At 69.5% G+C, this 26137-nt stretch carries 28 protein-coding genes; 7 read left to right on the top strand and 21 right to left on the bottom strand.

Going from position 1 to position 26137, the window contains the following annotated elements:
• Window positions 1–20: 20 nt before the first annotated feature.
• The 11 genes from ACCD06_RS04425 to ACCD06_RS04375 form a co-directional block, all read right to left on the bottom strand.
• Entirely contained in the window at window positions 21–260 is a 240-nt protein-coding gene (locus tag ACCD06_RS04425; RefSeq protein ID WP_012977203.1) for a F0F1 ATP synthase subunit C, read from the bottom strand.
• A 5-nt stretch (window positions 261–265) separates the two neighbouring features.
• Complete coding sequence (locus ACCD06_RS04420; protein WP_413339057.1) at window positions 266–940, bottom strand: F0F1 ATP synthase subunit A; 675 nt, start codon at window positions 938–940, stop codon at window positions 266–268.
• Window positions 937–1227 carry an ATP synthase subunit I gene (locus tag ACCD06_RS04415; RefSeq protein WP_413339055.1) on the bottom strand — a complete coding sequence of 97 codons (291 nt, stop codon included), beginning with the start codon at window positions 1225–1227 and terminating at the stop codon, window positions 937–939. The genes ACCD06_RS04420 and ACCD06_RS04415 overlap by 4 nt, the downstream gene beginning before the upstream one ends.
• Before the next feature lies 1 nt (window position 1228).
• Entirely contained in the window at window positions 1229–1507 is a 279-nt protein-coding gene (locus ACCD06_RS04410; protein ID WP_109075490.1) for an AtpZ/AtpI family protein, read from the bottom strand.
• Window positions 1504–1974 carry a F0F1 ATP synthase subunit epsilon gene (locus tag ACCD06_RS04405; protein ID WP_109075489.1) on the bottom strand — a complete coding sequence of 157 codons (471 nt, stop codon included), beginning with the start codon at window positions 1972–1974 and terminating at the stop codon, window positions 1504–1506. Before ACCD06_RS04405 ends, ACCD06_RS04410 begins: the two co-directional genes overlap by 4 nt.
• Complete coding sequence (gene atpD / locus ACCD06_RS04400; RefSeq protein ID WP_413339052.1) at window positions 1971–3449, bottom strand: F0F1 ATP synthase subunit beta; 1479 nt, start codon at window positions 3447–3449, stop codon at window positions 1971–1973. Before atpD ends, ACCD06_RS04405 begins: the two co-directional genes overlap by 4 nt.
• A 266-nt stretch (window positions 3450–3715) precedes the next feature.
• A complete protein-coding gene (locus ACCD06_RS04395) occupies window positions 3716–4600 on the bottom strand; it encodes an OmpA family protein (RefSeq protein ID WP_413339050.1) in 885 nt (294 codons plus the stop codon).
• A complete protein-coding gene (locus ACCD06_RS04390; RefSeq protein ID WP_413339048.1) occupies window positions 4587–5426 on the bottom strand; it encodes a motility protein A in 840 nt (279 codons plus the stop codon). Before ACCD06_RS04390 ends, ACCD06_RS04395 begins: the two co-directional genes overlap by 14 nt.
• A 95-nt stretch (window positions 5427–5521) precedes the next feature.
• Entirely contained in the window at window positions 5522–6769 is a 1248-nt protein-coding gene (locus ACCD06_RS04385; RefSeq protein ID WP_413339046.1) for a hypothetical protein, read from the bottom strand.
• Between the two features lie 98 nt (window positions 6770–6867).
• Window positions 6868–8364 (bottom strand): aldehyde dehydrogenase family protein, encoded by a 1497-nt coding sequence (locus tag ACCD06_RS04380; RefSeq protein ID WP_413339044.1) that lies wholly within the window; start codon window positions 8362–8364, stop codon window positions 6868–6870.
• A 169-nt stretch (window positions 8365–8533) separates the two neighbouring features.
• Window positions 8534–10192: a thiamine pyrophosphate-binding protein gene (locus tag ACCD06_RS04375; protein ID WP_413339416.1), complete on the bottom strand. Its 1659-nt coding sequence runs from the start codon at window positions 10190–10192 to the stop codon at window positions 8534–8536.
• Between the two features lie 114 nt (window positions 10193–10306).
• Between ACCD06_RS04375 and gcvA the strand changes: the two genes are divergently transcribed.
• Window positions 10307–11212 carry a transcriptional regulator GcvA gene (gene gcvA, locus ACCD06_RS04370; protein WP_413339042.1) on the top strand — a complete coding sequence of 302 codons (906 nt, stop codon included), beginning with the start codon at window positions 10307–10309 and terminating at the stop codon, window positions 11210–11212.
• A 1-nt stretch (window position 11213) separates the two neighbouring features.
• Here the strand turns inward: gcvA and ACCD06_RS04365 are convergent, their stop codons facing one another.
• From ACCD06_RS04365 to ACCD06_RS04330, 8 genes are all read right to left on the bottom strand, one after another.
• On the bottom strand, window positions 11214–12992 hold the full coding sequence (locus ACCD06_RS04365; RefSeq protein ID WP_413339040.1) for an ABC transporter ATP-binding protein/permease: 1779 nt from the start codon (window positions 12990–12992) through the stop codon (window positions 11214–11216).
• A 117-nt stretch (window positions 12993–13109) separates the two neighbouring features.
• Entirely contained in the window at window positions 13110–14498 is a 1389-nt protein-coding gene (locus ACCD06_RS04360; protein WP_413339038.1) for an amidase, read from the bottom strand.
• A gap of 81 nt (window positions 14499–14579) precedes the next feature.
• Window positions 14580–15353, bottom strand: coding sequence for an HNH endonuclease (locus ACCD06_RS04355; RefSeq protein ID WP_413339036.1), 774 nt, complete (start codon window positions 15351–15353; stop codon window positions 14580–14582).
• A gap of 57 nt (window positions 15354–15410) precedes the next feature.
• Complete coding sequence (locus tag ACCD06_RS04350) at window positions 15411–16355, bottom strand: SDR family NAD(P)-dependent oxidoreductase (protein WP_413339034.1); 945 nt, start codon at window positions 16353–16355, stop codon at window positions 15411–15413.
• A 483-nt stretch (window positions 16356–16838) separates the two neighbouring features.
• Window positions 16839–18026: a phosphoserine transaminase gene (locus ACCD06_RS04345; RefSeq protein ID WP_199232152.1), complete on the bottom strand. Its 1188-nt coding sequence runs from the start codon at window positions 18024–18026 to the stop codon at window positions 16839–16841.
• A gap of 130 nt (window positions 18027–18156) precedes the next feature.
• Complete coding sequence (locus tag ACCD06_RS04340) at window positions 18157–18636, bottom strand: hypothetical protein (protein WP_247871699.1); 480 nt, start codon at window positions 18634–18636, stop codon at window positions 18157–18159.
• 129 nt (window positions 18637–18765) lie between these two features.
• Window positions 18766–19122 (bottom strand): hypothetical protein, encoded by a 357-nt coding sequence (locus tag ACCD06_RS04335; protein WP_109157644.1) that lies wholly within the window; start codon window positions 19120–19122, stop codon window positions 18766–18768.
• 131 nt (window positions 19123–19253) lie between these two features.
• Complete coding sequence (locus ACCD06_RS04330) at window positions 19254–20876, bottom strand: EAL domain-containing protein (protein WP_109157643.1); 1623 nt, start codon at window positions 20874–20876, stop codon at window positions 19254–19256.
• Between the two features lie 277 nt (window positions 20877–21153).
• On the opposite strand from ACCD06_RS04330, the gene ACCD06_RS04325 reads away from it, so the two are divergent.
• A complete protein-coding gene (locus ACCD06_RS04325; protein ID WP_109150303.1) occupies window positions 21154–21381 on the top strand; it encodes a hypothetical protein in 228 nt (75 codons plus the stop codon).
• Here the strand turns inward: ACCD06_RS04325 and ACCD06_RS04320 are convergent.
• Window positions 21372–22136 (bottom strand): glycosyltransferase family 2 protein, encoded by a 765-nt coding sequence (locus tag ACCD06_RS04320; protein WP_413339030.1) that lies wholly within the window; start codon window positions 22134–22136, stop codon window positions 21372–21374. The genes ACCD06_RS04325 and ACCD06_RS04320 overlap by 10 nt on opposite strands.
• Before the next feature lie 116 nt (window positions 22137–22252).
• Here ACCD06_RS04320 and ACCD06_RS04315 point away from each other — a divergent pair, with 116 nt between their 5' ends.
• On the top strand, window positions 22253–22654 hold the full coding sequence (locus ACCD06_RS04315) for a DUF423 domain-containing protein (protein WP_413339028.1): 402 nt from the start codon (window positions 22253–22255) through the stop codon (window positions 22652–22654).
• A gap of 55 nt (window positions 22655–22709) precedes the next feature.
• Here the strand turns inward: ACCD06_RS04315 and ACCD06_RS04310 are convergent, their stop codons facing one another.
• Window positions 22710–23087: an ArsR/SmtB family transcription factor gene (locus ACCD06_RS04310; protein ID WP_109157640.1), complete on the bottom strand. Its 378-nt coding sequence runs from the start codon at window positions 23085–23087 to the stop codon at window positions 22710–22712.
• A gap of 336 nt (window positions 23088–23423) precedes the next feature.
• Here ACCD06_RS04310 and ACCD06_RS04305 point away from each other — a divergent pair, with 336 nt between their 5' ends.
• The 4 genes from ACCD06_RS04305 (at window position 23424) to ACCD06_RS04290 (ending at window position 26125) form a co-directional block, all read left to right on the top strand.
• The gene (locus ACCD06_RS04305) at window positions 23424–23651 is read left to right on the top strand and encodes a sulfurtransferase TusA family protein (protein WP_413339025.1); all 228 of its coding nucleotides are present in this window, start codon (window positions 23424–23426) and stop codon (window positions 23649–23651) included.
• Window positions 23652–23837: 186 nt separating this feature from the next.
• Window positions 23838–24767, top strand: a complete 930-nt coding sequence (locus tag ACCD06_RS04300) for a histone deacetylase family protein (protein WP_109048709.1) — start codon at window positions 23838–23840, stop codon at window positions 24765–24767.
• Between the two features lie 175 nt (window positions 24768–24942).
• Window positions 24943–25221 carry an exodeoxyribonuclease VII small subunit gene (locus ACCD06_RS04295; RefSeq protein WP_247871697.1) on the top strand — a complete coding sequence of 93 codons (279 nt, stop codon included), beginning with the start codon at window positions 24943–24945 and terminating at the stop codon, window positions 25219–25221.
• Between the two features lies 1 nt (window position 25222).
• Window positions 25223–26125: a polyprenyl synthetase family protein gene (locus tag ACCD06_RS04290; protein WP_199230796.1), complete on the top strand. Its 903-nt coding sequence runs from the start codon at window positions 25223–25225 to the stop codon at window positions 26123–26125.
• Window positions 26126–26137: the final 12 nt, after the last annotated feature.

Here is a 26137-nt window from a genome sequence, read left to right as displayed (position 1 = left end):
GGACCTCGGGATTGCGGCACTCAGGCGAACGGGTTGGCGAACAGCAGAAGCAGCGCCACGACGAGGCAGTAGATCGCCATGGTCTCGATCATCGCCAGACCGACGAACAGGGTGCGTGACAGGGTGTTGGCGGCTTCCGGCTGGCGGGCGATGGCCTCCATCGCGGCGGCGACGGCGCGGCCCTCCGCCAATGCCGGGCCGATGGCGCCGACCGACACCGCCAGTGCGGCGCCGAGGATGCTGATGGCATGGACGTCCATGGTTCTTAGCCTTTCTCGATTGTTCCGACGGCGCCGCCGATGAAGACCGCGGCGAGAATGGTGAAGATGTACGCCTGGACGAGGCCCAGCAGCAGTTCCAGCGCCATCAGCGGCACAGGCACGAACAGGCCGGCCAGCGACAGCACGATGGCGATGACGAACTCCCCGCTCATCACATTGCCGAACAGGCGGATCGACAGCGAGAAGGCGCGCGTCAGCTCCGACAGGATGTTCAGCGGCAGCAGCAGCGGGGTGGGGTGGGCGAAGCCCTTCAGATAGGCCCACAGGCCGCGGCGGCGGATGCCCAGCGCCTGCGATGCCAGCAGCACGACCAGCGCCAGCGCCACCGCCGTCTCCAGGAAGGCGGTCGGCGCCTTCATGCCCGGCACCAGCCCCGACAGGTTGGCGACCGCCAGATAGAGGAACAGCGTGCCCAGCAGCGGCAGGAAGGGGGTGGCGTCGGTCTGCATCGTCTCGGCGATCTGCCGGCGCAGGGTCTCCACCACCAATTCCAGCACGGTCTGGACCGGGCCGGGCCGCTCAACTCGTAACCGCCGGGTCGCCAAGGCGGAGCCCAGCGCCATCACCGCCATCAGCCCCCAGGTGGCGACGACCGGCAGCGTGACCGGAATCGGACCCACCAGGAAGACCACCGGCGTCGTCAGCGGCGATTCGGTCATGGCGTCCCCTCCTGCGCCCGCCTTTCCCGGCGGACCACGATGGTGCGGGCCAATTGGAAGCCGGCAAGCATCGCCAGCAGCGCCTCCGCCCCGCCCCACACGGCGGCGATGGTGAACCCGGCGGTGGCGCCTGCCAGCCGCAGCAGATAGAGCGGCACCGCCCGGCGGACCCCGCCCAGCGCATAGAGCCGTGCCGTCGCGGCCAGCCCGCGGAAGAACAGGACGCCGAGCGCCAGACCGGCCAGCGCCCCGGCAACGACGGGGACAAGGAAGGGGACGGTCGTCATGTCAGCGTTCCTGTTCGATGCGGTTCCAGGCGAGCCATCCGCCGAGCACCACGCCCACGAACAGCAGCGCCGCGGTCCAGAAAATGCCGCCGCCGGCCCGCTCGTCGAGCCAGCGCCCGGCGAACAGGCCGGCCAGCGTCGGCACGATTACCAGCCACCCCAGCGCTCCGATCAGGGCTAGATTGCGGCCCATCGGCCGTTCGCCCTCGCGCAGCCAATGCTCCCGCCGTTCGCGCTGGCGGCGGACGCTGTCGGGAAGCGGATCCTGCTCGTCGGTCATGGTGCTTCCTCCCCGCCGTCGGGGGTGGGTGCGAAGGGCCCGCCAGGATTCTCCGAACGGCGGCGGTCCGGGCGCAGATAGGCCAGGATGTGGCGGATCGCGGCCAGATGCATGCGGCGGGCGCCGGACCGTGCCTCTCCCTCCTCCTCCACATTGCGGCGGAAGCGGGCCAGCACGTCGCGCTCCAGCGCGCGGAGGTCGTCGCCCGGCACCGCCTCGCGCGTTGCCACCGCGATCTTCGCGCCGTCGCGGATGGTCAGCACCCCGCCGCGCACCGCGCAATGGCCCTCCCGCCCATCGGCGCCGCGCCAACTGATGACGGAGATCGCCAGGGCGGTCAGCAGGTCGGCATGGCCGGGCCAGATGCCGAAGGCGCCGCTGGCATCCTCCGCCCGCAGATGGCGGAGGCCGGTGAGCTGGGCGGCGACGGAGGTCGGCGTGGTGATGATGAGGGAGAGGTCGCTCATGCCCCCCTCCCGGCGCTGTCGCGCTCGCGGACCTGAACCAGGGTGCCGGTCATGAAGAAGGCGCTTTCGGCCCAGTCGTCGCAGTCGCCGTCCAGAATGGCGCGGCAGCCCTTCAGCGTCTCCTCCAGCGGCACGCTGACGCCGGCATGGCCGGTGAAGGCCTCCGTCACCATGAAGGGCTGGGTCAGGAATCGTTGCAGGCGGCGGGCGCGGCGCACGGCCAGACGGTCGGCGGCGCTCAGCTCCTCCATGCCCAGCAGCGCGATCACATCCTGCAATTCGCGATAATGGGCGATGGTCTTGCGCACCTCCTCCGCCAGCCGGTAATGCGCCTCCCCCACCACCAGCGGGTCGAGCAGGCTGGAGGTGGAGGTCAGCGGATCGACCGCCGGATACAGCCCCTCCGCCGCCATGGCGCGCGACAGCACGATGGAACTGTCGAGGTGGCTGAACAGCTCCGCCACCGCCGGGTCGGTGAAATCGTCGGCCGGGACATAGACCGCCTGGATCGCCGTCACCACCGCGCCGGGGGTGGAGGCCACCCGCTCCTCAAGCTCCGCGATCTCGCTGGCGAGCGTGGGCTGATAGCCGACGCGCGACGGCAGGCGGCCGAGCAGGCCCGACACCTCGGCACCGGCCTGGACGAAGCGGAAGACATTGTCCATCAGCAGCAGGACGTCGCGCCGCTCCTCGTCGCGGAAGTGCTCGGCGATGGTCAGAGCAGTCAGGCCGACGCGCCAGCGTGCACCCGGCGGCTCGTTCATCTGGCCGAAGACCAGCGCGGTGCGGTCGAGCACGCCGGAGCGCTGCATCTCCTCCCAAAGCTCCTGTCCCTCGCGGGAGCGTTCGCCGATGCCGGCGAAGACGGAGATGCCGGTGTGGCGCTCCACCATCTTGCGGATCAGCTCCATCACCAGCACGGTCTTGCCGACCCCGGCGCCGCCGAACATGGCGGCCTTGCCGCCACGGGCCATCGGGGCCAGCAGGTCGATCACCTTGATGCCGGTCTCCAGCAGGTCGCGGCGTGGACTGCGGCGGGCGAGCGGCGGCGGGGCGCGGTGGATCGGCGCGCGCGGGGTATCGGGCGGCAGTTCCGGCCCGTCGTCGCGCGCCAGCCCCATGACGTCGATCAGCCGGCCCAGCACCGCGTCGCCCACCGGGGCGGTCAGCGGGCCGCCGGTGGAGCGTGCCGGCGTGCCGCGGCGCAGGCCGGACGTGCCCTGCAGGGCAATGGCGCGCGCGGTTCCGGCGTCGAGATGGCTCTGCACCTCCGCCACCAGCCGTTCCGGGCCGTCCCACAGGATCTCCACCGCATCGAACAGCGGCGGCAGCGCCGTCTCGGGAAAGCGGAGGTCGATGACCGAGCCGCGGACGGCGACCACCTGCCCGGTGGCCGGATTCGCGGTGGCCGGATTCGGCGTGGCAGAGGCGGCAGGTTGGTCGGCGGACGATTGCGTGGAAGGCTGAACGGACATGGTCACTCCAGCCGGTTGGGCGGGACGGAAACCGTGCGTGATGGTGGCGGCCACGGCAGTGCCGCGGGAAAAGTCCTCCCCGACCTTCCCCCGGCGGGCGGGGGAAGGGGCGCCAGGATGCCTCCTTTGGGTGTTTCCGCCGGGGAAACAACCGCCGGGGGCGGCGCCATCGGGGTGGAGGACAATACGTCAACCAGATCGACCACCAGACCTCAGCATAGCCCCCTCCGCCGTGTCGCTGCATTGCGTCAAATCAAACCCTGCCCCTATTGAATCGCTCTGACGGGCTCGCGGCCGGCGGGAATGCCGTCGGCCTGGATGGTGATGGCGACGCGGCGGTTGCGTGCCAGCGATGCCGGATCGCTGCCGGTGGACAGCGGCCGGGTGTCGGCGAATCCCACCGCCGACAGCCGGTCCGGCGGCAGTCCCAGCTCGATCAGCCGGCGGACCACGCTGGCAGCCCGGCCGCCCGACAGTTCCCAATTGGAGGGGAAGCGGTGGTTGGCGATCGGCGTGGAGTCGCTGTGCCCCTCCACCACCACCTCGCCGCGGGTCGCCGCCAGCGTCGGGGCCAGCCGACGCAGCAGCCCGTCGCCGCCCGGTGTCAGGTCGGCCTGTCCGGGGGCGAAGAGGATGCCGTCGCCGATGACGATGCCGACCCGGTTCTGCCGCACATCGACCGCCACGCCGGGCGGCACGCCCAGCTTCGCCAGGGCTTCGCGCCACCGTGCCGCGACCAGATCGGGGGCGGTCACCGCCACCTCGTCGTCGTCCAGGCGCGGGCGCGGGTCCGGCGGTTGGATGATGGGCTCTGGCGGAACCGGCCGGGGAACCATGGCCGGTTCCGGCTCGTCGAACAGGGGCGGGTTCGTCGTGGTCGTGTGGAGCGCGACGGCGGGCGTTTCGGGCTGCGGCGTGGTCGGAAGCTGGTCCTTCAGCGTGGTGATCGCCAGCAGCATGACGAACACCGACAGCAGGAGCGTAACGAGGTCGGAGTAGCTGAGCAGCCAGATCTCCTGGTCCTCATCCGCCGCTGCGGGCAGCAAGCCGCCGTTCGATCCGAAATTGGTCGCCCAGGTGGGGGTGGCGAGGTCCTGCGCGTCGTCCGGCGCCAGATCCCGGTCCCGCACCCCGTCGTCAGGAGGTGCCATGGAGTTCGTCCCCGCGCTCACGCACGAACTCGGCGAGCGCCTCGGCGATGACCGTCGGCGAGCGGCCGAGACGCACCAGGATGATGCCTTCCAACAGCACGTTCAGCATCGCCACGCGCCGCGCCGTGCGCTGTTCCAGCTTGATGGCGATCGGCTTGAATACGAGGTTGGCCAGCACCACGCCGTACAGCGTCGCCACCAGCGCCACCGACATGTGCTCGCCCACCTGCGAGATCGTCGCGGTGCCGAGCTGCGCCATCATGCCGATCAGACCGACCAGCGTCGCCAGCAGCCCGAAGGCGGGCGCCAGCCCGGCCAGAGTGCGGTACAGGCGCGATTGCACCGATTCCCGCTCGATCAGCTTCTGGATGCGCCAGTTCATCACATGGAGGATGTCGTTGACCGGCGTGCCGTCGGCGATCAACTGCAACCCCAGCCGCAGGAAGGGGCTGCCGGCCTTCGTCCCCTGTTCCTCCGCCCGCTGGATTTGGCCGCGCTGATAGAGGCGGGCGAAGGCCACCAGCTCGGCGATGTCGGGGGCGATGGATTCGTCGTCGCGGAAGATCGCACGCAACGAGGCCAGCGCGGTGCGCAGCTCGCTGGCCCGGAAGGCCATCAAGGCGGCGACGGCGATGCCGCCGGCGATGATGACGGCGCCGGTCGGGTTCCACAGCGCCTCCATCCCATGGCCGATGCCGATGTAGGACAGCAGCCCGAAGGCCCCGGCAAGCCCGAAAACAGTGGCGTTCAGCAGGCGGGGAGAGCGGGAGGTCGCCGCGGCGGGGATGGGCTTCGCGGGTGTTTGGCTGGGCGCTTGGACAGACATCCGACGCCTTCGTTGTTCGTTAGCATTTTAACTATTAGGAACCCGTAATGACCGGCTGTCAATCGCGGGGCGCGGATGCCTGCACTGTGCGGCCGTCAGCCGCGCCCCATTAGCCGGCCGAGCAGGCCAGGGCGGGACGGGAGTGCCGGCTCCACCATTTCCGCCATGGCAGGAACGGCCTCTTCCGGTTCTTCCGGTTCCTCGGCGACAGGGCGGGGCTGGATCTCGGGCAGGCCGTGGGGAGAGGCGGCGGCGGCATCGGCCGCGCGGCCTTGGAACAGTGTGACCCCGGCGGTGCGCCCGGTGTCGAGGGCCATGGGCTCGTCGCAGCGCCACAACACAAGCCGCCCGGCACCGAAGCGGGCGACCGCGGCGGAGAGTTTGTCAGCGGCCCCTGCGGCTCCGTGGAACCATTGCGTCTTGATGAAGATGGGTTCCAGCCCTGCCAGATCGAGACTGTCGAGGGCCGCCATCGGCATATGGTCCAGCGCCACCGCGAATCCGGCATCGGCAAGACGCCCAGCCGCCGCGACCACCTGGGACGGAGCGAGGGTGAGTTCCCAGCAGGGAAGCTCGGCGGTGATCCGCCCCCGCATCTCAGTCGGGATGGCGCGGGCCAGCTCCTCGAAATTGTCGTCCAGCACCGTCGCGGTGTGCAGATCGACAGTGAAGGCGCGGGGGTCGTGGGCGCGGTCGCGGGCGATATGGCGCAACAGGCCGCGGTCGAGCCGCACCGCCACCTCGTGCCGCAGCCAGGAATCGCGCCGAAGCGACAGGGAGAGGCGGGATTCCAGTTCCTCCAGCGACACCGCCAGTTCAGTGGCGACCACTGCGGCACGGTCGCCGGCGAAGGACCACACCGGCTGTTCGCGAACGATGCTGTCGACATCGGCGCCGTGCAGCACCCGCTCCACCTCCAGCAGATGGGCGAGCGCCGCGGTAGGCGCGCGTTCCGCCGCCTCGCGCAGGGCGGCGGTGGTGTTGTTGGGGAACAGGTCGGCGAACAGCCGCTCCGTCTCCGTCGCCATGTCGTAGCGGGTGGCGTGGAGCGTGCCGAAGCCGTGGGACAGCAGCATGTGGCCCAGCGCCTTGGCCCCGGCGTCGAGCAGCGGGCCGGCATCGGCCGGCGCCAGGATCAGCAGGCGGGGACCGGCCAGCCGGAACACCTCGCGCGGCTGGCTGCCCAGCCAGCTTTGCAGATAATGGTCGAGCGTCATGGCGAAGCGGGGATCGCCGCCATGCTCGATTCCGCGCAGGTCGGCCAGCAGGGCCGCCAGCGGTTCCGGCGCCGCCCGCAGGGCTTGCAGGCGTGCCAGAACCGTATGACCTGCCGCGTCCGCCATCGCTCCCCTCGATTTTCCGTTCGCTACCCGAGTGTCGCGCCGGGAAATGCTGCTCGCAAGGGGCGATGACGCCGCGGAGGTCGGGACTCAGTCGTCGATCAGCCCATGATCTCGAACTTGATGCCCTGGGCCAGCGGCAGCGCGGAGGAGTAGTTCACCGTCGCGGTCTGGCGGCGCATGTACGCCTTCCACGAATCCGACCCGGACTCGCGGCCGCCGCCGGTCTCCTTCTCGCCGCCGAAGGCGCCGCCGATCTCCGCACCGCTGGGGCCGATGTTGACGTTGGCGATGCCGCAGTCGGACCCGGCGGCCGACAGGAAGCGCTCCGTCTCACGGATGTCGGTGGAGAAGATGCAGGAGGACAGGCCCTGCGGCACCGCGTTCTGCAGCGCGATGGCCTCTTCCAGCGTGTCGTAGGTCATGACGTAGAGGATCGGCGCAAAGGTCTCGTGCCGCACCACCTCGGTCTGGGCCGGCATCTCGACGATGGCCGGGGTGACGTAATAGGCGTTGGGGAAGCGGTCGGTCAGCGTGCGCTCGCCGCCGGTCACCGTGCCGCCCTCGGCCTTTGCGGCGTCCAGCGCGCGCTGCATCGCCTTGAAGGCGTCGGCGTCGACCAGCGGACCCATCAGCACGCCGGTCTCCAGCGGGCTGCCGATCGAAACCGAGGCGTAGGCCGCCTTCAGGCGCGGCAGCAGCTGGTCCTTGACCGAGCGGTGGACGATCAGCCGACGCAGCGTGGTGCAGCGCTGGCCGCAGGTGCCGACGGCGGAGAACAGGATGGCGCGCAGCGCCATGTCGAGGTCGGCAGACGGCGCCACGATCATGGCGTTGTTGCCGCCCAGCTCCAGGATCGAGCGGCCGAAGCGTTCCGCCACCACCTTGGAAACCTCGCGGCCCATGCGGGTGGAGCCGGTGGCCGAGACGATCGGGAAGCCGGGGTGGGCGACAAGCGCCTCGCCGATCTGACGGCTGCCCTGGACGATTTGGGACAGGTTGGCCGGCGCGTCGCCGAAGCGGGCGACGGCGCGGTCGAAGATGACCTGACAGGCGGCGGCGGTCAGCGGGGTCTTTTCCGACGGCTTCCAGACGACCGGGTCGCCGCAGACCAGCGCCAGCGCCGCGTTCCACGACCACACCGCCACCGGGAAGTTGAAGGCGGAGATGACGAGGCAGGGGCCGGCCGGGTGCCAGGTCTCGCGCATCGAATGGCCCGGACGCTCCGACGCGATGGTCAGGCCGTAGAGCTGGCGCGACAGGCCGACGGCGAAGTCGCAGATGTCGATCATCTCCTGCACTTCGCCCAGGCCTTCCTGGTAGATCTTGCCGGCTTCCAGCGAAACCAGACGGCCGAGATCCTCCTTGGCGGCGCGCAGCTCCTCGCCCAGCAGGCGGACCAGCTCGCCGCGGCGCGGGGCCGGCACGGAGCGCCACGCCTCGAAGGCGCGGGCGGCGTTGGCGACGATGTCCGACACCTGCGACGGCGCGGTCTCCGCCACCGTGGCAAGCGTGGCGCCGTCCACCGGCGACCGGGCGGTGAGACCGGCTTCGCTGGAGGTCAGGCCGAAACGGGAGAGGATGTCGCTGTGCTGCACCGGGGTGGCTCCTTGGGTCTGTATAGAACTCCCCCTCTCCCCCCCGGGGAGAGGGACGGGGTGAGGGGGATGCGTGGCGGGACTTTTGCGAAAATCCTGCGGTGCTTCCCCCTCACCCTAACCCTCTCCCCGGGGGGGAGAGGGGACTTAGGTGGTGGAGAGTGTTAAATCACTTCCCCTTGCCCGCCGCGCGGATCTCGGAGAGCGTCCGGGTCGGGGTCAGGGCTTCGGGGTCGAGCTTGATGTGGATGATCGCCGGCAGGCCGGACGCGCGGGCGCGTTCGAAGGCCGGGGCGAACTGTTCGGTGGTCTCCACCGTTTCGCCATGGCCGCCATAAGCGCGGGCGAAGGCGGCGAAGTCGGGATTCTGCAGCCGGGTGCCGGACACGCGGCCGGGATACTCGCGCTCCTGATGCATGCGGATGGTGCCGTACATGCCGTTGTCGACGACCAGCACGATCACGGCGGCCCCTTCCTGAACGGCGGTGCCGAACTCCAGCCCCGTCATCTGGAAGCAGCCGTCGCCGGCGAAGCACAGCACGTCGCGGGTGCGATGCTGCAGCTTGGCGGCGATGGCGGCGGGCAGGCCGTAGCCCATGGACCCGCACACCGGCGCCGCCTGGGTGCCGAAGCGGCGGAAGCGGTGGAAACGGTGAATCCAGGTGGCGTAGTTGCCGGCGCCGTTGGTGAAGATGGCGTCATGCTCCAGCCGCTCGTCCAGCCAGGCCATGATGCGGCCCATCTGCACGTCGCCGGGGATGGAGTCGGGCGGGGTGCTCCAGGCGTCATAGGCGGCGTGCGCGGCCTCTGCCCGGGCCTTCCAGTCCGGCTTCGCGCTCAGGCTCAGTTCCGCCACCGCGTCGAGGAAGCCGGCCGGGGTGGCGACCATGCCCAGCGTCGGGCGATAGACGCGGCCGATCTCTTCCGCCCCCGGGTGGATATGCACCACCGCTTTCCCCGGATCCGGGATGCCCAGGAGGTCGTAGCTCTGCGACGGCACTTCTGAGAAGCGGTCGCCCAGCAGGATCAGCAGGTCGCTGTCCCTGACCAGCGCCGTCAGCTTCGGGTTGATACCCAGCCCGATGTCGCCGGCATAGAGCGGGTGGCAATGATCGAACAGCATCTGTCGGCGGAAGGTCACCGCCACCGGCAGCGACAGCTTTTCGGCAAAGCCCTGCAGCGCCGCCACCTGCTCCGCCGTCCAGCGGGAACCGCCGACAACCAGAAGCGGCCGTTCCGCCTTGGCCAGCAGCGCGCCGAAGGACGCCAGCTGCGCCGGCGTGGGGGCGCACTCCACCGGTTCCGCGAACGGGGCGATCTCGACGTCGGCGGTCTCGGTCAGCGTGTCTTCCGGCAGGGCCAGCACCACCGGGCCGGGGCGGCCGGCCATCGCGGTGTGGAAGGCGCGGGAGATCATCTCCGGCACGCGGTCGGCGCTGTCGATCTCGGCGACCCATTTGCACATGCCGCCGAACAGCTTGCCGTAATCCACCTCCTGAAAGGCGTCGCGGCCACGCATGCCGCGCTCGATCTGGCCGACCAGAACGACCAGCGGGGTTTCGTCCTGCTGCGCGACATGGATGCCGGACGCGGCGTTGGTGGCGCCGGGACCGCGGGTGACAAGGCAGACGCCGGGGCGGCCGGTCAGCTTGGCCTGCGCCTCCGCCATCATCGCGGCACCGCCTTCGTGGCGGGCGACGACCATCTCGATCGGGCTGTCGTGCAGGGCGTCCAGCACGGCGAGATAGCTCTCGCCCGGCACGCCGAACACCCGCCGCACGCCTTGCGCCTCCAGCGCTTCGACGACCAACTGACCACCGGTCTTCATCGCGATGCCGCCCCGCCTGTTCAGGATCTCCAGGATAGCGAGCGTGCCGTGCCGCGCGCCAGGGCGCAAACGACTTTCTTTCCACAGGTCATGAGCTTTGGTAATGAAGGGGTCATGGATCTGCAGCGCCGCCTCCTCCCCTCGATGAGCATGCTGACCGCCTTCGAGGCGGCGGCCCGCACCGGCAGCTTCACCGCCGCGGCGGCCGAGCTTTCGCTGACGCAAGGCGCGGTCAGCCGGCAGATCAAGGCGCTGGAGGACCAGATCGGCACCCCGCTGTTCACCCGCAAGGGCCAGCGGGTGACGCTGACCCCGACCGGGGCGCTCTATGCCGACCCGATCCGTGACGCCCTGCGCCAGATCGCGGCGGCCACCGTGCGGACCATCGCCGCGCCCAAGGGCGGCGTGCTGAACCTCGCCATCCTGCCGACCTTCGGCACGCGCTGGCTGGTGCCGCGGCTGCCGGCCTTCCAGGCGGCGCACCCGCAGGTGACGATCCACTTCACCACCAAGCTGGCGCCCTTCGATTTCCGCCTGCACGACCTGGATGCCGCCATCCATTACGGCTTCGGCGACTGGCCCGACGCCGTCTGCGACCATCTGCTGGACGAGGAGGTGCTGCCGGTCTGCTCGCCGGCCTTCCTCAGCGCCCATCCGGTGGCGGAGCCTGCTGACCTGCTGTCCCTGCCGCTGCTGCACACCAGCACGCGCGCCGACGCCTGGAACGAGTGGCTGTCGGCCCAGGGGCTGCCGCCGCGCCCCGGTGCCGGCATGGTGTTCGAGCAATTCGCCACAACCGCCCAGGCGGCGGAGGCAGGGCTGGGCGTCGCCCTGCTGCCGACCCTGCTGGTCCGCGCCGAGTTGGACGACGGGACCCTGGTCCCGGCCATCGACCGGCCGCACCGCAGCGCGCGGGCCTATTACCTCGTCCACCCCCGCGGCAAGGCCAACCACCCGCCCTTTGCCGCCTTCCGACAGTGGCTACTGGCGGAGGCGCGGGGGGAGCAGGCGCCCGCGTAGTTTACACCGCCGCCAGCTCCCCGATCCCGTCGCCATTGCGCCGCACCGTCAGCCGGCGCTCGTGGAAGGCCGCGAGGCTGGGGCGGTGGCCGACGCTGACCAGGGTGGTGCCGGGAAGGCGGGCACGCAGCAGGCCGTAAAGCCGTTCCTCCGTCTCCGGATCGCAGGCGGAGGTGGCCTCGTCAAGATAGAGCCAGTCGGGCTTGTGCAGCAGGGCGCGGGCGATGGCGATGCGCTGCTGTTCGCCGCCGGACAGCCGCTGCGTCCAGTGGTCCTCCTCGTCCAGCCGGTCGGCGAAGCCGGCCATGCCGACGGCGTCCAGCACCTCGCGCACCGCCTCCGCCTCGAAGGCGTCGGGAGGGGCGGGATAGGTGACGGCGGCGCGCAGGGTGCTGATCGGCAGATAGGGCTTCTGCGGCAGGACCATGCTGCCGTTGACGGTGGCCGTGCCGCCGGCAGGCAGGGCGATGCGGCCGCGGCCGAAGGGCCAGATGCCGGCGATGGCGCGCAGGATGGTGCTCTTGCCCGACCCGGAAGGGCCGGTGATCAGCAGGGTGTCGCCCGGCTGCACCGTCAGGTCGGCGCGGACCAGCGGCGTTCCGCTGGTGGGCAGGGTCAGGGCCAGCCCGTCCAGCGTCAGGGCGCCGTCCGTGGCCGCCGCGCGCTCCACCCCCGCATGGTCGCGGCTGGCGGCGCGCACCGCCTGTACCGCATGGTGGAAGCCGGTCAGACGGCTGGTGGTGGCGTGCCAGTCGGCGAGGTTCACATAGGCGTCGATGAACCAGGACAGCGCGCCTTGCACCTGCCCGAAGGCCTGCGAGGTCTGCATCAGCGAGCCCAACGGAAGGGCGCCGCTGAAATAGCGAGGGGCGGCGACCAGCAGCGGGAAGATGACGGCGATCTGGCCATAGGCGGAGGTGAACCAGACCAGCCGCTTCTGCGTACGCATCAGCGACCACCAGTTGGCGACGACGCGGGCGAAGCGGTCGCCGAAGCCGCGCGCCTCCTGCGCCTCGCCCTGTTGCAGGGCGACGCTCTCGGCATTCTCGCGCAGGCGGACCAGGGCGAAGCGGAAGTCGGCCTCGTAACGCTGCTGGTCGAAGCTGAGCCGGGCCAGCGGCTTGCCGATCCGGTGGGTGATCCAGGTGCCGGCGACGGCATAGACCAGCGCCACCCACACCATGTAGCCGGGAAGATCGATGCCGAGCCACGGGATGGTGACCGACCCCGACAGACTCCACAGGATGGCGAGGAAGGAGACCAGCGAGACCAGATTGGTGAGGAAGCCCAGCGACAGGCTCAGCGTCAACTGGACGAAGCTGCGCAGATCCTCGGCGATGCGCTGGTCGGGGTTGTCGGTGCCGGTGTTGGCGAATTGCAGCCGGTAATAGGTCTGATTCTCCAGCCAATCGCCGAGATAGCGTTCGGTCAGCCAGCGCCGCCAGCGGATCTGCAGCATCTGGTTCAGATAAAGGCGATAGACGGCCACCGCGATGAAGACCAGCGCCAGCCCGCCGAACACCAGCAGGGCTTGGATGAAGCCGCTTTGGTCCTTCTCCTGCAGCGCGTTGAAGATGTCTGCGTTGATCTGGGTGAACCAGACCTCCATGAACACCGCCGCCAGATTGAGGACGACGATCGCCGCCAGCAGGCCGCGCGCCGCCCATTTCTCCTCCGACGACCAATAGGGCTTGGTCAGGCGCCAGACGTCGGACAGGAAATGGCGGGCGGCGGACAGGCGTCCGGTGGGAGCAGGCGGGGTGTATGCACGCGCGGGCATCGGTCGGGCACTCGCAAGCGGTCAGCACATGATCTGCCGATTACCACCATTTGCCGCGCCAAAGGCATGAATTCGCTGTCACCTGCCGTGGTTCATGTCCCGGCGGCAGGTGCCCGCTCAGGGAGCCCAGGCAGCGGCCCAGCGGTGGGTGAACCCCGCCTCCCGCTCCAGCATCTGGCCCAGGCGGATCAGGCGCCGTTCCTCGCCCGGCCGGGCGATCAGCTGGATGCCGAAGGGCAGCCCGTCTCCGCCGACCGGCAGGGTCAGCACGGGGAAACCGATCAGCGTCACGACGGCGGTGACGCCGATATAGTCGAGGATGGTCTCCACCGGCCGGCCGTCGATCACCGTCACCTCGCCGTCCTCGTTCGGCCAGGGCAGCACGCCGCAGGCTGGGGCGGCCAGCACGTCGATCTCCTCGAATAGCGCGACGAAGCGGCGGTAGAGCGCGGTGCGGGCGGCCTGCGCCTCCAGATAGGCGTCGGCGGTGATGCCGGCGCCGGCCTCGATGTTCCAGCGGATGGTGTCGGTCAGCGCCTTGCCATGTTTGGCCAGCATCGGGCCGAAGGCGTGTCGGGTCTGGGCGGCGCGCAGCGTGCGGAAGGTCGCCATGGCGTCGCCGCAGTCGGGATGGCGGCGCGCCACCGGCCCGGCGGCCCGCTCCAGCCGCTCCACAGCTTCGGCGAAGCGCTCCCGCACCGCCTGGGAGACGGTGGCGACGCCGAAATCGGCGGTGGCGCCCAGCCGCGTCTCCGATCCGTCGTCGCGGTCACCGAACAGCGAGGTCGGGTCGCGCAGGTCGCTGCCGGCCATCGCCGACAGCAGCAGCGCGCAGCCCGCGGTGTCACGCGCCAGCACGCCATGGGTCGCCAGCGTGTCCCAGCCGAGCGCGCGGCCGGACGCCGGGATCAGGCCCGGCGTCGGCCGGATGGAGGCGACGCCGCAGAAGCTGGCCGGGATGCGCACCGACCCGCCATAGTCGGTGCCGTGCGCCAGCGGGGCCATGCCGACCGCGACCGCCGCCGCCGACCCGCCGCTCGACCCGCCGGAGGTCAGGGCGGGATCGGCCGGGTTGCGGGTCGGGCCATACAGGCGGTTCCGGCAGATGGCGCCGAAGCCGAATTCCGGCGTGTTGGTCTTGCCGATGACGATGCCGCCCGCTGCCTCGATCCGCTCCACCGCGATGTCGCTGCTGGCCGGCACATGATCGGCATAGAGCGCCGAGCCGTAGGTGGTGCGGATGCTGGCGGTGTCGGTCAGGTCCTTCACCGCCACAGGCAGGCCATGAAGCGGTCCGACGGGCGCCGGCTGGGCGTCCAGCGCGTCGGCGCGGGCCAGCGCCGTGTCGGCGGCGACGGTGATGAAGGCGGACAGCGCCGGTTCGGCCGCGGCGATCCGCGCCAGATGCGCCTCGACCGCCTCGCGCGCCGACAGCTCCCGCTTCGCCAGCCGTTCGGCCAGGGTGGCGGCGCTTTCCCGCCACAGGGCGTTGGGGTCCTGGTTCATGCATCCCTCCCATTTCTTGGGCGGACGGTAGCGCGAAACCGGTGGTACGCCCAACAAAGCAGCGGACAGGGCAGGGCTGCGTCAGCGCTGCTGCCCGGCCGAGGCGCGGCAGTCGTTCAGGATGTTGCCGACGGTCACCCGCTCCCGCTCGTCCATGCTGAGGCTCCAGCGCGCCTTCACCAGGATCCAGTCGGCGACATAGAGGCAGATGCCGTCGCGCTTGGGAGGCAGCCAGTCCTCCGGCCCCTTGGAGCCCTTGGCGCGGTTGGCCTCGCGGCTGGAGACCAGCAGGGTCAGCGGGTCGCTGGTGTCGTTGGCGTAGGCGGCGCGCTTCTCCCGGCTCCAGTCGTAGCCGCCGCTGGCATAGGCCTCCTCCAGCGGCACCCGGTGGTCGATATCGACCATCTGCGGATCGGTGTAGCGCTCGCCGGTGTAGGGATCGATCCAGTCGCCGGACTTCACGCCACAACCCTTGGCATCAAGCGTCGCCGGACGGCGGGAATCGCGGATCAGCACCTTCTCCCGCGAATTCAGGCAGCCGCCCTCCAGCGCCAGCCAGTGCGGCCACGCATCGCGGTCGTATCCTCGGCGCTTCTCCGGCTCCACCCGGATGCCGTCGAGTTGTCGGGCCACGTCGGCATAGTCGATCTTGTCGGTGGGTTGGGCGACGACCGGCGGCGGTGGTTCGGCCTGCTCCTGCTTGCGCGGCTGGCGCGGGCGGTGGGGCTCCTGCCCCAGCAGGCGGTCAAGTGTGCCGGGCGGGATGATGTGGACCCGCTCCGCCACCGCGACGACGGCGAGGACCGCGAGGATGACGAACAGTGCCCGCAGGGGCAGGGAACGGCGGCGGGCCATGTTTTATTCACCTTGATGACTGAGCCCTTCCCCTCATACCCGCCCATGGCACCGCCCTCAAGGCATACGGCCGGTCAGGGTGGCGCTCAGGCCCTGGAGCAGGCCGACCTGACACATGGTGTCGAAGGTGGAGCGCATCAGCGACGGGTCACCGATCGACACACGGATGTCGCCGGCCCGCGGTTCGGTGTGGCGGCGGCGGACCTTGCTGTTGCACAGTTCCTGCAGCACCTCCAGCAGCATCACCAGCGAAGTCGCGCGGCCGGTGCAGAGGTTGTAGACCTGCGAGCCGGCGAAGCGCCGCTCCATCGTCAGCGCCAGGATGCGCACCACGTCGCCGACGAAGACGAAGTCGCGGACCTGCTGCCCGTCGCCGTGGATCTCCACGTCCTCGCCGCGGGCGACCCGGCGGGCGAAGATGGAGATCACGCCGGAATAGGGCGACATCGGGTCCTGGCGCGGGCCATAGACGTTGAAGAAGCGGAAGCCGACCGTCGGCACCCCCTGGATCGCCCAGGCGACGCGGGCGTGCATCTCGCAGCCCAGCTTGTCGACGCCATAGGCCGACAGCGGGCGCGGCAGCTCGTCCTCCTTCAGCGGCGTGTTGGTATTGTCGCCATAGACGGCGGCGGAGGAGGCGTAGACCACCGGGACCGGGCTGCCGCGCTTGGCATCGCGCGCCGCCTCGAACACGGTGACGGTGCCCAGCAGGTTGGTGCGGTGGGTCTCCGCCCATAGCTCCCGCGATTTCTGCACCGACGCGACGGCGGCGAGGTGGAAAACGCCGTCTATGCCTTCCCCGGCATCGCCGGCCATCGCCTCGCGCACCGCATCGGGATCGGCGACGTCGCCCACCACCAGCTTCGCCGCAGCCGGCTTGTTGTCCAGCCGGCCGCTCGACATGTTGTCGAGGATCGTCACCCGGTGCCCGTCGGCGAGCAACCGGTCGGCCAGATGCGAGCCGATGAAACCGCAGCCGCCGGTGATGAGGTAGTGCGCCATGGTCGTTCCCGAGCCCTTCCGTCGTTGCACCGGCGTTGCCGCACCGCAGCGGGACCGCCGGAAATCCCTTCCAAGAGTCGGGACACAACCGACAGGCTGCCAGACCATCTTCGGGATAGGGCGGTGCCTCAACCGGGGAACCGCCCCCGCCCGTCCGGCGACCGCAGGGGCGAATCGGTCCCGTTTCCTCCATGACGGTTTCGGGACAGGCGGCACCGATGGTTCAACAGGCTTATCCACCACCTTGTCCACGGTTCTGTGGATAACCATGGTCAAGCTCGCGAGGTCGGAACGCGCGTCGGGCTGGTCACACTGGTGCAGAAATGCTGCGGTATACGAACGGTTTTCCGGCCCGAACCTTTGCTGCAAAGCACAAGAGCCGCCCATGCAAAAAGCCCCACCGTGGCGGTCGTGCCACGGTGGGGCTTTTTGAGGGGGTGGAGCAGGGCTGTGGATTACGGCCCGGCTCGCGCTTGATCGACCTCAGCCCTGCTTGGGGCCGAGAACCTCCGCCTTGACGGTTGCGAAGGCCCAGTCGAGCCAGGGCAGCACCGCCTCCATATCTTCGTTCTCCACCGTGGCCCCGCCCCACAGGCGCAGGCCGGGAGGCGCGTCGCGGTAGGACCCGGCGTCGAAGGCGGCTTCCTCCTTCTCCAGCAGGGCGGACAGCTTCTTGGCGAAGGCGGCCTGCGCCTCCTCGGTCAAAGCGGTCACGTCGGGGTCGGTGAAGCGCAGGCAGATCGAGGTGCAGGAGCGGTTCGCCGGATCCTTGGCCAGGAAGCCGGCCCACGGGCTGGTCTCCTCCCATTCGGCGACGATGCGCAGGTTCTGCTCCGACCGGCGGATCAGCTGGGTCAAGCCGCCCAGCGACAGGGCCCAGCGCAGGCCGTCGATGGCGTCCTCGACGCAGAGCATCGACGGCGTGTTGATGGTGTCGCCTTCGAAGATGCCTTCGATCAGCTTGCCGTTCTTGGTCAGGCGGAAGATCTTCGGCAGCGGCCGGTCGGGCTGGAAGCTCTCCAGCCGTTCGACGGCGCGCGGGCTCAGCACCAGCATGCCGTGCGCCGCCTCGCCGCCCAGCACCTTCTGCCAGGACCAGGTGGCGACGTCGATCTTGTGCCAGGGCAGCGCCATGGCGAAAGCGGCGGAGGTGGCGTCGCAGATGGTCAGCCCTTCGCGGTCGTCGGCGATCCAGTCGCCGTCGGCCACCCGCACGCCGGCGGTGGTGCCGTTCCAGGTGAAGACGACGTCGCGGCTGAAATCGACCGCCGACAGGTCCGGCAACTCGCCATAGGGGGCGATCAGGTTGCGGACGTCCGGCAGCTTCAGCTGCTTGGCGACATCGGTCACCCATTCCTTGCCGAAGCTTTCCCAGGCCAGCATGTCGACGCCGCGGGCACCCAGCATCGACCACAGCGCCATCTCCACCGCGCCGGTGTCGGAGGCGGGGACGATGCCGATGCGATAGTCGCCGGGGATGCCCAGCACCGCGCGGGTGAGGTCGATGACCTCCTTCAGCTTGGCCTTGCCCGGCTTGGAGCGGTGGGAGCGGCCGAGCAGCGCGCCGTCCAGCGCGTCGAGCGACCAGCCCGGACGCTTCGCGCAGGGACCCGAGGAGAAGAGCGGAGTGTTGGGCCGGCGGCTCGGCCGGCTGGCGCTGCTGGCAATCATGGGGCGAACTTCCTGTCCCGGAACGGGAATGTGCGGAGGTCCGGACCTTAAAAGCTGCGCCTGCCGCCGTCAATCGAAGGACATGGCAAGGGACACGGCGCGGGACGCGGAACCCTGCCGTGCCGATTGCTCACTTGCTGCGGCCGATCTTGCCGTTGCGGTAGGTCCAGGCGGCCTCGCCCCCGCCAGCGGGCTGCGGCATCGAGATGGTCAGGACATCGTTGTCGATGGTGACCTGGGCGGCATCGCTGCACGACCCGAAGGGATAGGAGACCAGCGGCTGCGGACCGCCGACCTCCAGGATGCGGAAGCGGGTGGGGCAGTCCTTGGCGCCGGTGTCGGCCTGGAACAGCGCGATCCAACGGTCCTTCAGGGAATAGGCGCCGACGAAGGACAGCATGTCGCTCTCCTTGTCCTCGAACACGGGCTTGTCGTTCACAGACACCTGGGTGTGATTCGGCCCGATGTCGGTCATCGTCAGCACGGTGTTGCCCAGCGCCGCCATCAGGCGGGGCTCGGCCGCATCGGCGGAACCGGCAACCGTGCCGGCGATCCCGAAGGCGATGGAAAGGCTGCCCACCACCGCGGCGCACACACTAAGAACCCGCAAAGCCCGTCTCCCTGGCTGCTGCGCCCCGGCGGGGGCGGCTTTACTGAACGGGGCGCACCATAATGCGGGGAGCGCTCTGCCGGAAGCCGTCCTTTTCGCCGGGTGGGCCGTTGCGTCAGCGCCGTTGCGTCAGCGGATGTTGACGCTGAGGCCGAAGCCGGGGACCACCGGCTGCGGTGCGTAGACGACGGGCGGCGGGGCATAGATCACCCGCGGCGGCGGCGCGTAGACCACCGGGGGCGGTGCGTAGATGACGGGCGGCGGGGCGTAGTAGGCGCCGCGCTCGCGCCAATGGTGACGGTGATGGGGGCGGTCCCACCCGCGCCACTCATGGCCGCCACGGCCGGGGCCATACCATTCGCGGCCATGGTCGCCGCGCCAGCCGCCATCGGCGGCGGCCGGGCTGACGGTGGCGCCCAGCATCGATCCGGCGACCAGAGCGCCCAGAACCACGGCTTTCAATCCAAAACCAAAGCGGCCAGTCATTCCGGCGTCCTCCTGGTGTCGGGGGTATCTTGTCCCCTCATGAGCCGATGAACGTCGCCGCTCCGGCTTTCATTCCACTCGGAAGGAAAAGATTTGGTCGTATGGCGTCGGTCATAGATTTGGGGCGGACCTCAGGCCCAGCCGTCCGACAGGCCGGGACGGGCGGCCCCCGGCGAGGTGAACAGGCTGGCCGGCTTGTAGGCCGGGCGGTCGGCCGGTCTGCCGAAATGATAGCCCTGGGCCAGCTCGAATCCCCAGGCGTTGAGCTGCGCCGCCTGGTCCGGCGTCTCCACCATCTCGGCGATCACCTGCACGCGGATCTCCCGGCACAGCCCGACCATGGCGCGCAGGATGGCGTCGTCGCGCGGGCTGCCGCCCAGCCGGCGGACATAGCTGCCGTCGATCTTCACGAAATCGACCGGCAGGGCCTGGATGTAGGGGAAGGACGCCGCTCCGGCGCCGAAATCGTCCAGGCAGATGCGGTGGCCGGCGCGGCGCAACTCCTCCAGCACGCGGGCGGCGCGCGGCAGGTCGGTCAGGCCCGTCGATTCGGTCACCTCCACCAGCAGGCGGGAGCGCAGCGCCGGGTCGCGGGCGACCAGCCGCTGGAAGGCGACCACGAAGATATCGCTGCCAAGCGAGGCCGCCGACATGTTCACGGCGATTTGCAGCGAGGGATCGGCGCTCAGCGTCTCCAGCGCCTTTTCGCAGACCAGCAAATCGACGTCATGGACCATGCCGATCTGCTCGGCGAAGGCGATGGTCGGGCCGGGGGCGCCGTTGGGGAAGCGGGCCAGCGCCTCGTAATGGTGCAGGCCGCGGGTGGCGAGCGAGACGATGGGCTGGAACTGCAGCTTCAGCCGGTCGTCGGTCAGGGTGGTGCGCAGGCTGGTCACCCGCGTCACCGTCTGGTCGACCAGCAGCTTCACCGCGTCGTGCATGGTGGAGATGTCGAATTTGGCCGTTTCCTCGGCGAAGCTCTTCACCGTGAACATCAGCACGCGCCCGGCATCCTCGCGGCTGAGGCCGGGGGCGGACATGTCGAGCGTCAGATTTTCCGATGCCAGAGGCTGGCCGTCCGGCGACAGGCCGGCGCCGGTCACGGCGATTTCGTCGGCGAGTGCGCCGGCCGACAGGTCGCTGCCGTGGACGAGGCCGAAACGGTCCTCCCCCAGCCGGGTCGCCAGCGTGTCGTCGGCGGCGTGGACGCGCAGCAGCGCCCCGACCTCTCCCAGCAGGCGCAGCGTCAGTTCCGGGCCCAGCCGCGATTTGACCTCGCCGAAGTCGGCGATCTTGATGAGGGTCAGCTTCGGCGGCGACTGGCCGACATCGACGCCGAAGCGCTCGCCCAGCTGCGCCTGGAAGGCCTCGGGGTCGAGCAACCCGGTCTCCGCGTCGCGGGCCGGCGCGTCGGCTCCTTTGCTTTCCGACCGGGTGAGCGTCAGCTGCACGTTGGGCGAGCGGCCGAGCCGATAGCCCGACAGGGTGGCCTGCGCCCCGCCGGCCAGGGCGACCGTCCGCGGCTCCAGCCGCCGATTGGACCCGGCGGTGCGAAGCAGGCGCCGCACCAGTCCGCGGTCGCCGGCCGCCAGCATCCGGTCGACCGGCTGGCCGATCAGGTCGGCATCGGTGATGCCCAGGACATGCTGCAGGGCGCCGGCGGCGAAGCCGATGATTCCGCGGGCGTCCACCTCGATCAGCACATCCGCATTGGCAAATGCGAAGCCAAGGAAGCGTGCGACGTCCGATGTCATGATGCCTCGGCAAGGCTCGCGGTGGGGCGGAAATCTCGGTGGGGTGGAACGGCGTGACGCTGCGCACCCGGCGAAATAATATGTCTACCGAAGGTTCGCATTCTAAACGTAAAGGAAATCCTACCACTATCGAAATTGCGTTAGGCCAAATATCCGCGGCCCGGACGGCTTGCCGCAGCCGGCCGGTGGCTGCGGGCGCTATCCGCTTGGGTTCAAACGGTTATTGTCACAGCCGGCGCCTATTCCCCCTGCGCGGCATTCATGGTAAATAACCTCCATGGTAGAGACCAGACGCACCGGCGACCGTTCGAACGAGCTGATCCGCCCCGACTCCGGTGGCGGCCGTGTTGCCGCGAGCGGCGCACGGGCACGTGCCGAAGGCGTCGTCCAGCAGGGACGGCAACGGGTTCCGAGCCTGCGTGAGTTGGCCGCCCTGGTGGTCAACGGCGTGCTGACGCTGCCGCGCAACTATCGCCGCGGCATGTTCCTCGACGTTCAGGTGTAGGCGGCCGCTTCCGGGCCGAACAGCCGATCCATCAGCAGCGGCGGCAACTCGTACTGCGGCAGGCACAGGCTGGTGCTGCGGGCGTGCAGCGTGTGCAGGCACAGCCCCTCCATGTCCGGGAAGGCGCCGACGCGGAAACGTTCGCGCGCGGCTTTGACGAAGGGCGCGTCCTCGCAGGCGTTCACCGCCGGGAAGCGCGCCGCCTCCCACACCGCACGCCGGTAGGCGTAGGAAAAGCCGTAACCGTCGAGATTGTCGGGAGAGGGCGGGGCGTCCGGCGCCTCGACATAGCTGCAGGCCTGCCGGCCCCAGCGGTGGTGCGAGCCGCCGCGGGCCGTGTCCCAATAGCCGAAGCGCCGGTGCGGCACGCTGTAGAGGAACCAGCCGGACAGCTTCACCAGATCATATCCCCGGTCGAGCCAGTCCAGCATTCGCTCCACATAAGTCGGCGCATAGAAGTCGTCGTCGTCCATGTGGACGATCACCGATCCTTTGGCATGCTCGGCCAGGATGTTGCGCTTCTCGCCGATGGCGTAGCGGCGGGGCGAATAGAAATATTTCAGCCGCGGATTGGCCAGCGCCTTCAGGTAGGCCGATGAGCGCGGGCTGTCGTCGAACACCAGCCACTCGATCTCGCCATGGGTTTGTGCCCGGATGCAGGCATGCAGGCGCGGCAGGAACTCCTCGCGCTGCCAGGTGGGGGTGACGATGCTGACCAGTGGTGTCGGGGCGGGAGTGGGGGGCGTGGGCGTCATGGTCGTTTCTTGCTCGCACGGGCGGGCTGCGTGTAGACAGGCGTCAGCATAACACTGCCCCGGGCTCTAAACACGGGCCGGCGGTGGCGCGAAGGAAGGGAAGGACGCCCGTGGGAGTGATCGATCGGATCTGGATCGTCTTCGCCGCGCTGAACGGCGCCATGGCGGTCGGCACCGGCGCCTATGCCAGTCACGCGCTGGCCGCCCAGCCACAGGCGCAGGAATGGTTCCGCATCGCAGGGCAGTATCAGATGGCGCATGCGCTGGCGCTGGTGCTGCTGGTGGCGCTCGGGAGCCGGGTTGGGGGGAGCCGGATCGGGAATGGCGCGATGGGCGGGCTGGCCCTGCGGATCGCGGGATGGCTGTTCGTCGCCGGGATTCTGCTGTTCTGCGGCACGCTCTACGCGCTGGGGACCGTCGGACCGCTGCCGGTGCCGATGACGGCGCCGGCCGGCGGATGGAGCTTCATGCTGGGCTGGCTGGCGCTGGCGGTCGCGGCACTGCGGGCGCGCGGCTGAGGCTTGCGCTCGTGAAGACGAGGCGGTCGGCGGCGGAGAAGTCGGCGTCCGGCGATCAGCCGGCCGCGGCGGTGCGCAGGTCGGACTGGTCGGCGGCCGAGTCGCCGCTGCGGCCGTCGCTGTCGGCGTCCTCCGCCGCAGGCGTGCAGTAGAGGCCGTGCAGCGTCGTCATGATCGTCTGCGCCTCGTGCCCATTCAGCGAATAGTAGATGTTCTGGGCGCTGCGCCGCGTGCGGACCAGATTGTCGTTGCGCAGCCGGGCCAGATGCTGGGACAGCGCCGACTGGCTGAGCCCGACCAGATCCTCCAACTCGCCCACCGACCGCTCGCCCTGGCTCAAATGGCACAGGATGAGCAGGCGCCGCTCGTTGCACATCGCCTTCAACAGCGCACTTGCCCGGCGGGCGTTGGCCTGCAAATCCTCGATCTTCATCGCTCTACCGTCGCCCTGTCCGTTCCGATTCGTTTTATGCCTGAGCCGTCGTTGCGCGGCCCGGCAAAGAAAAATGTTCGTATCCTAGTATATTCGTATCTTGCGGCTATTGTCCACCTGTGGGAATCCGGCATAGCGACCGCGCCGCTGCTTGGCGCATGCGGCGGCTTGAGCGTCGCCATCATCGGCGGAGCGCCGTTTTTCTCGCACCGCGAAACAGAGCCGCTACAGATATATCAGCCTTCGGTTGTTAACGATAATCATTTGTAATGGCAGGCCCGGCCGCGCCACAGCATCCGTCGTGACAGCGGCCGACCGGTCGGGTAGCATTCCGCCATGACCGACCATCCTTTGAATACCAAGGGCTTGCAGTGCCCGCTGCCCGTTCTGCGCGCGCGCAAGGCGATCAAGACCATCGCCGTCGGCGACACTTTGACGGTGGAGGCGACCGACCCCGGCGCCCGCAAGGACTTTCCGGCGTTCTGCGAAGCGACCGGCAACCGCCTGCTGTCCGTCACCGAAGAGGACGGCGTCCTGCGCTTCGTCATCGAACGGGTGGCCTGAACCAGCGATCCTCCGCACCGGTTATACCCCGATCGCAGGGGGGCACGGATTGCCCCGGTTCCCGAAAGTGGGCTGTGACGAATCGTCCTGGATTCAGCCTGTACTTTCATTAGCGATCCGGGAAGAATGGTTTTCGGAAACGCTGCAATCGCCGCCCGAAAACCAACGATAACGACCGAAAAATCGATGTTCACCACCCTGTTCACCCACCCGGCGTGCCTGGAGCACGACACGGGTCTCGGTCATCCCGAATGCTCCGACCGCCTGCGCGCCGTGCTCGCCGCGCTGGAGACGGAGGAGTTCCACATGCTGGAACGGCAGGAGGCGCCGCGCGCCACGGTTGAACAGCTTCTGCGGGCGCATCCGCAGTCGCACATCGACCGCGTGCTGTCGCTGATCCCCGACGTGGAGCATGCGGGCGTCGATGCCGACACGGTCGTCTCGCCCGGATCGGGGGAGGCGGCGCTGCGTGCGGCCGGCGCGGTCTGCGCCGCGGTCGACGCGGTGGCGACCGGCCAGTCGCGCAACGCCTTCTGCGCCGTCCGCCCGCCCGGCCACCATGCGGAGCGGGAGAAGGCTATGGGCTTCTGCCTGTTCAACAACGCCGCCGTCGGCGCCTTCCACGCCCGTGCCGCCCATGGGCTGCAGCGGGTGGCGGTGATGGATTTCGACGTCCATCACGGCAACGGGACACAGGACATCCTGCAGTTCGATCCCGACATGCTCTATTGCTCCACCCACCAGTCGCCGCTCTATCCCGGTACCGGCGATGCGGGGGAAAAGGGGGAGTACGGCAACTGCGTCAACGCGCCGCTGCCGGCCATGGCCGGGTCGCCGGAGTTCCGGCACGCGATGACGCACGTGATCCTGCCGGCCATCGACCATTTCAAGCCGGACCTGCTGATCATCTCCGCCGGGTTCGACGCCCATTCGCGCGATCCGCTGGCCGGCCTGCACCTGATCGACGATGACTTCGTCTGGGCCACCCGCAAGCTGGGCGAACTGGCCCGCACCCATTGCGGCGCAAGGATCGTCTCGGTGCTGGAAGGCGGCTACAACCTTCGAGCATTGGCGTCGGCAAGCGCGGCCCATGTGCGCGAACTGATGTACTGCTGACCGGGACTTTTCCCGCGCGACGGCGGTCCCCTTCTCCCGAACGGGGGAGGGGCTGCCCGAACGCATAGGCCGCACAGTGGCGGCACATAGTCCGCAAGGGGCGGGGTACGGGAGTGCCTCGGGCCTTGCGCAGGACGAGGGCGGGGCATACCTTCGCGGGCTTGAGGTTCCATCGATGGTTCAGTCCGACATGCCCCCTTCCGCCTCTGCTGTACCCATTCCGCCCGACATCGCCGCCCTCAGCTTCGAGGATGCGCTCGCCGAACTGGAGCGGATCGTCCGCCAGCTTGAGGAAGGCCGCGGCAAGCTCGACGACGCCATCTCCTCCTACGAACGCGGCACGGCGCTGAAGCGCCATTGCGAGATGAAGCTGCGCGAGGCGCAGGCCAAGATCGACCGCATCACCGTGAGCGCCGACGGCTCCCTCGGCACCGAACCCGCCCGGATCGACTGACGTGCAGACCATTTCCCAGACCGAATTGAAGTCCGCCATGGCGGAGATCGCGCAGGCCGTCGAGATGAAGATCGGCGCCCTGCTGCCGACCACCGATCTGGCGGAAGCGCGGGTGTTCGACGCCATGCGCTATGGCTGCCTGAACGGCGGCAAGCGGCTGCGCCCATTCCTGGTGATGCAGTCGGCGGCGCTGTTCGGCGTCAATCCGGACTGCGCGATCCGCGCCGCCGCCGCGGTGGAGATGGTCCACAGCTATTCGCTGGTCCATGACGACCTGCCGGCGATGGACGACGGCGAGCTGCGCCGCGGCCGGCCGACCTGCCACCGCCAGTTCGACGAGGCGACCGCCATCCTGGCCGGCGACGGTCTGCTGACGCTGGCGTTCGAGGTGCTGGCGGACCCGGCGACTCATGAGGACCCCAACATCCGCTGCCAGCTGGTGTCGGCGCTGGCCAAGGCGGCCGGCGGCCACGGCATGGTCGGCGGCCAGATGCTGGACCTGATCGCGGAGCATGAGAGCTTCGATCTCGGCACCACCACCCGGCTGCAGCGCATGAAGACCGGCGAGATGATCGCCTTCTCCTGCGAGGCCGGCGGCATTCTGGGCAAGGCCAACCCGCCGCAGCGCACGGCGCTGCGCGCCTATGCCCACGACCTCGGGCTGGCCTTCCAGATCGTCGACGACCTGCTGGACGTGGAAGGCACGGCGGAAGAAACCGGAAAGACCGTCGGCCGCGACGCCCAGGCCGGGAAGGCGACCTTCGTGTCGATCCTCGGCCGCGACCGTGCCCGCGCCCAGGCGGAAATGCTGTCCCATCAGGCATCGCAGCACTTGGACATTTTCGATGGGCGTGCCGATATGTTGAAGGCCGTCGCCGACTTCGTCGTCGCGCGCCGCGCCTGACCAGAGCTTGAG

The organism is Azospirillum sp. CT11-132 (genome assembly GCF_047302835.1).
Classification (GTDB): domain Bacteria; phylum Pseudomonadota; class Alphaproteobacteria; order Azospirillales; family Azospirillaceae; genus Azospirillum.
Note: the sequence above shows the minus strand (reverse complement) of the source record. Positions and strands in the feature narration are given on the sequence as shown.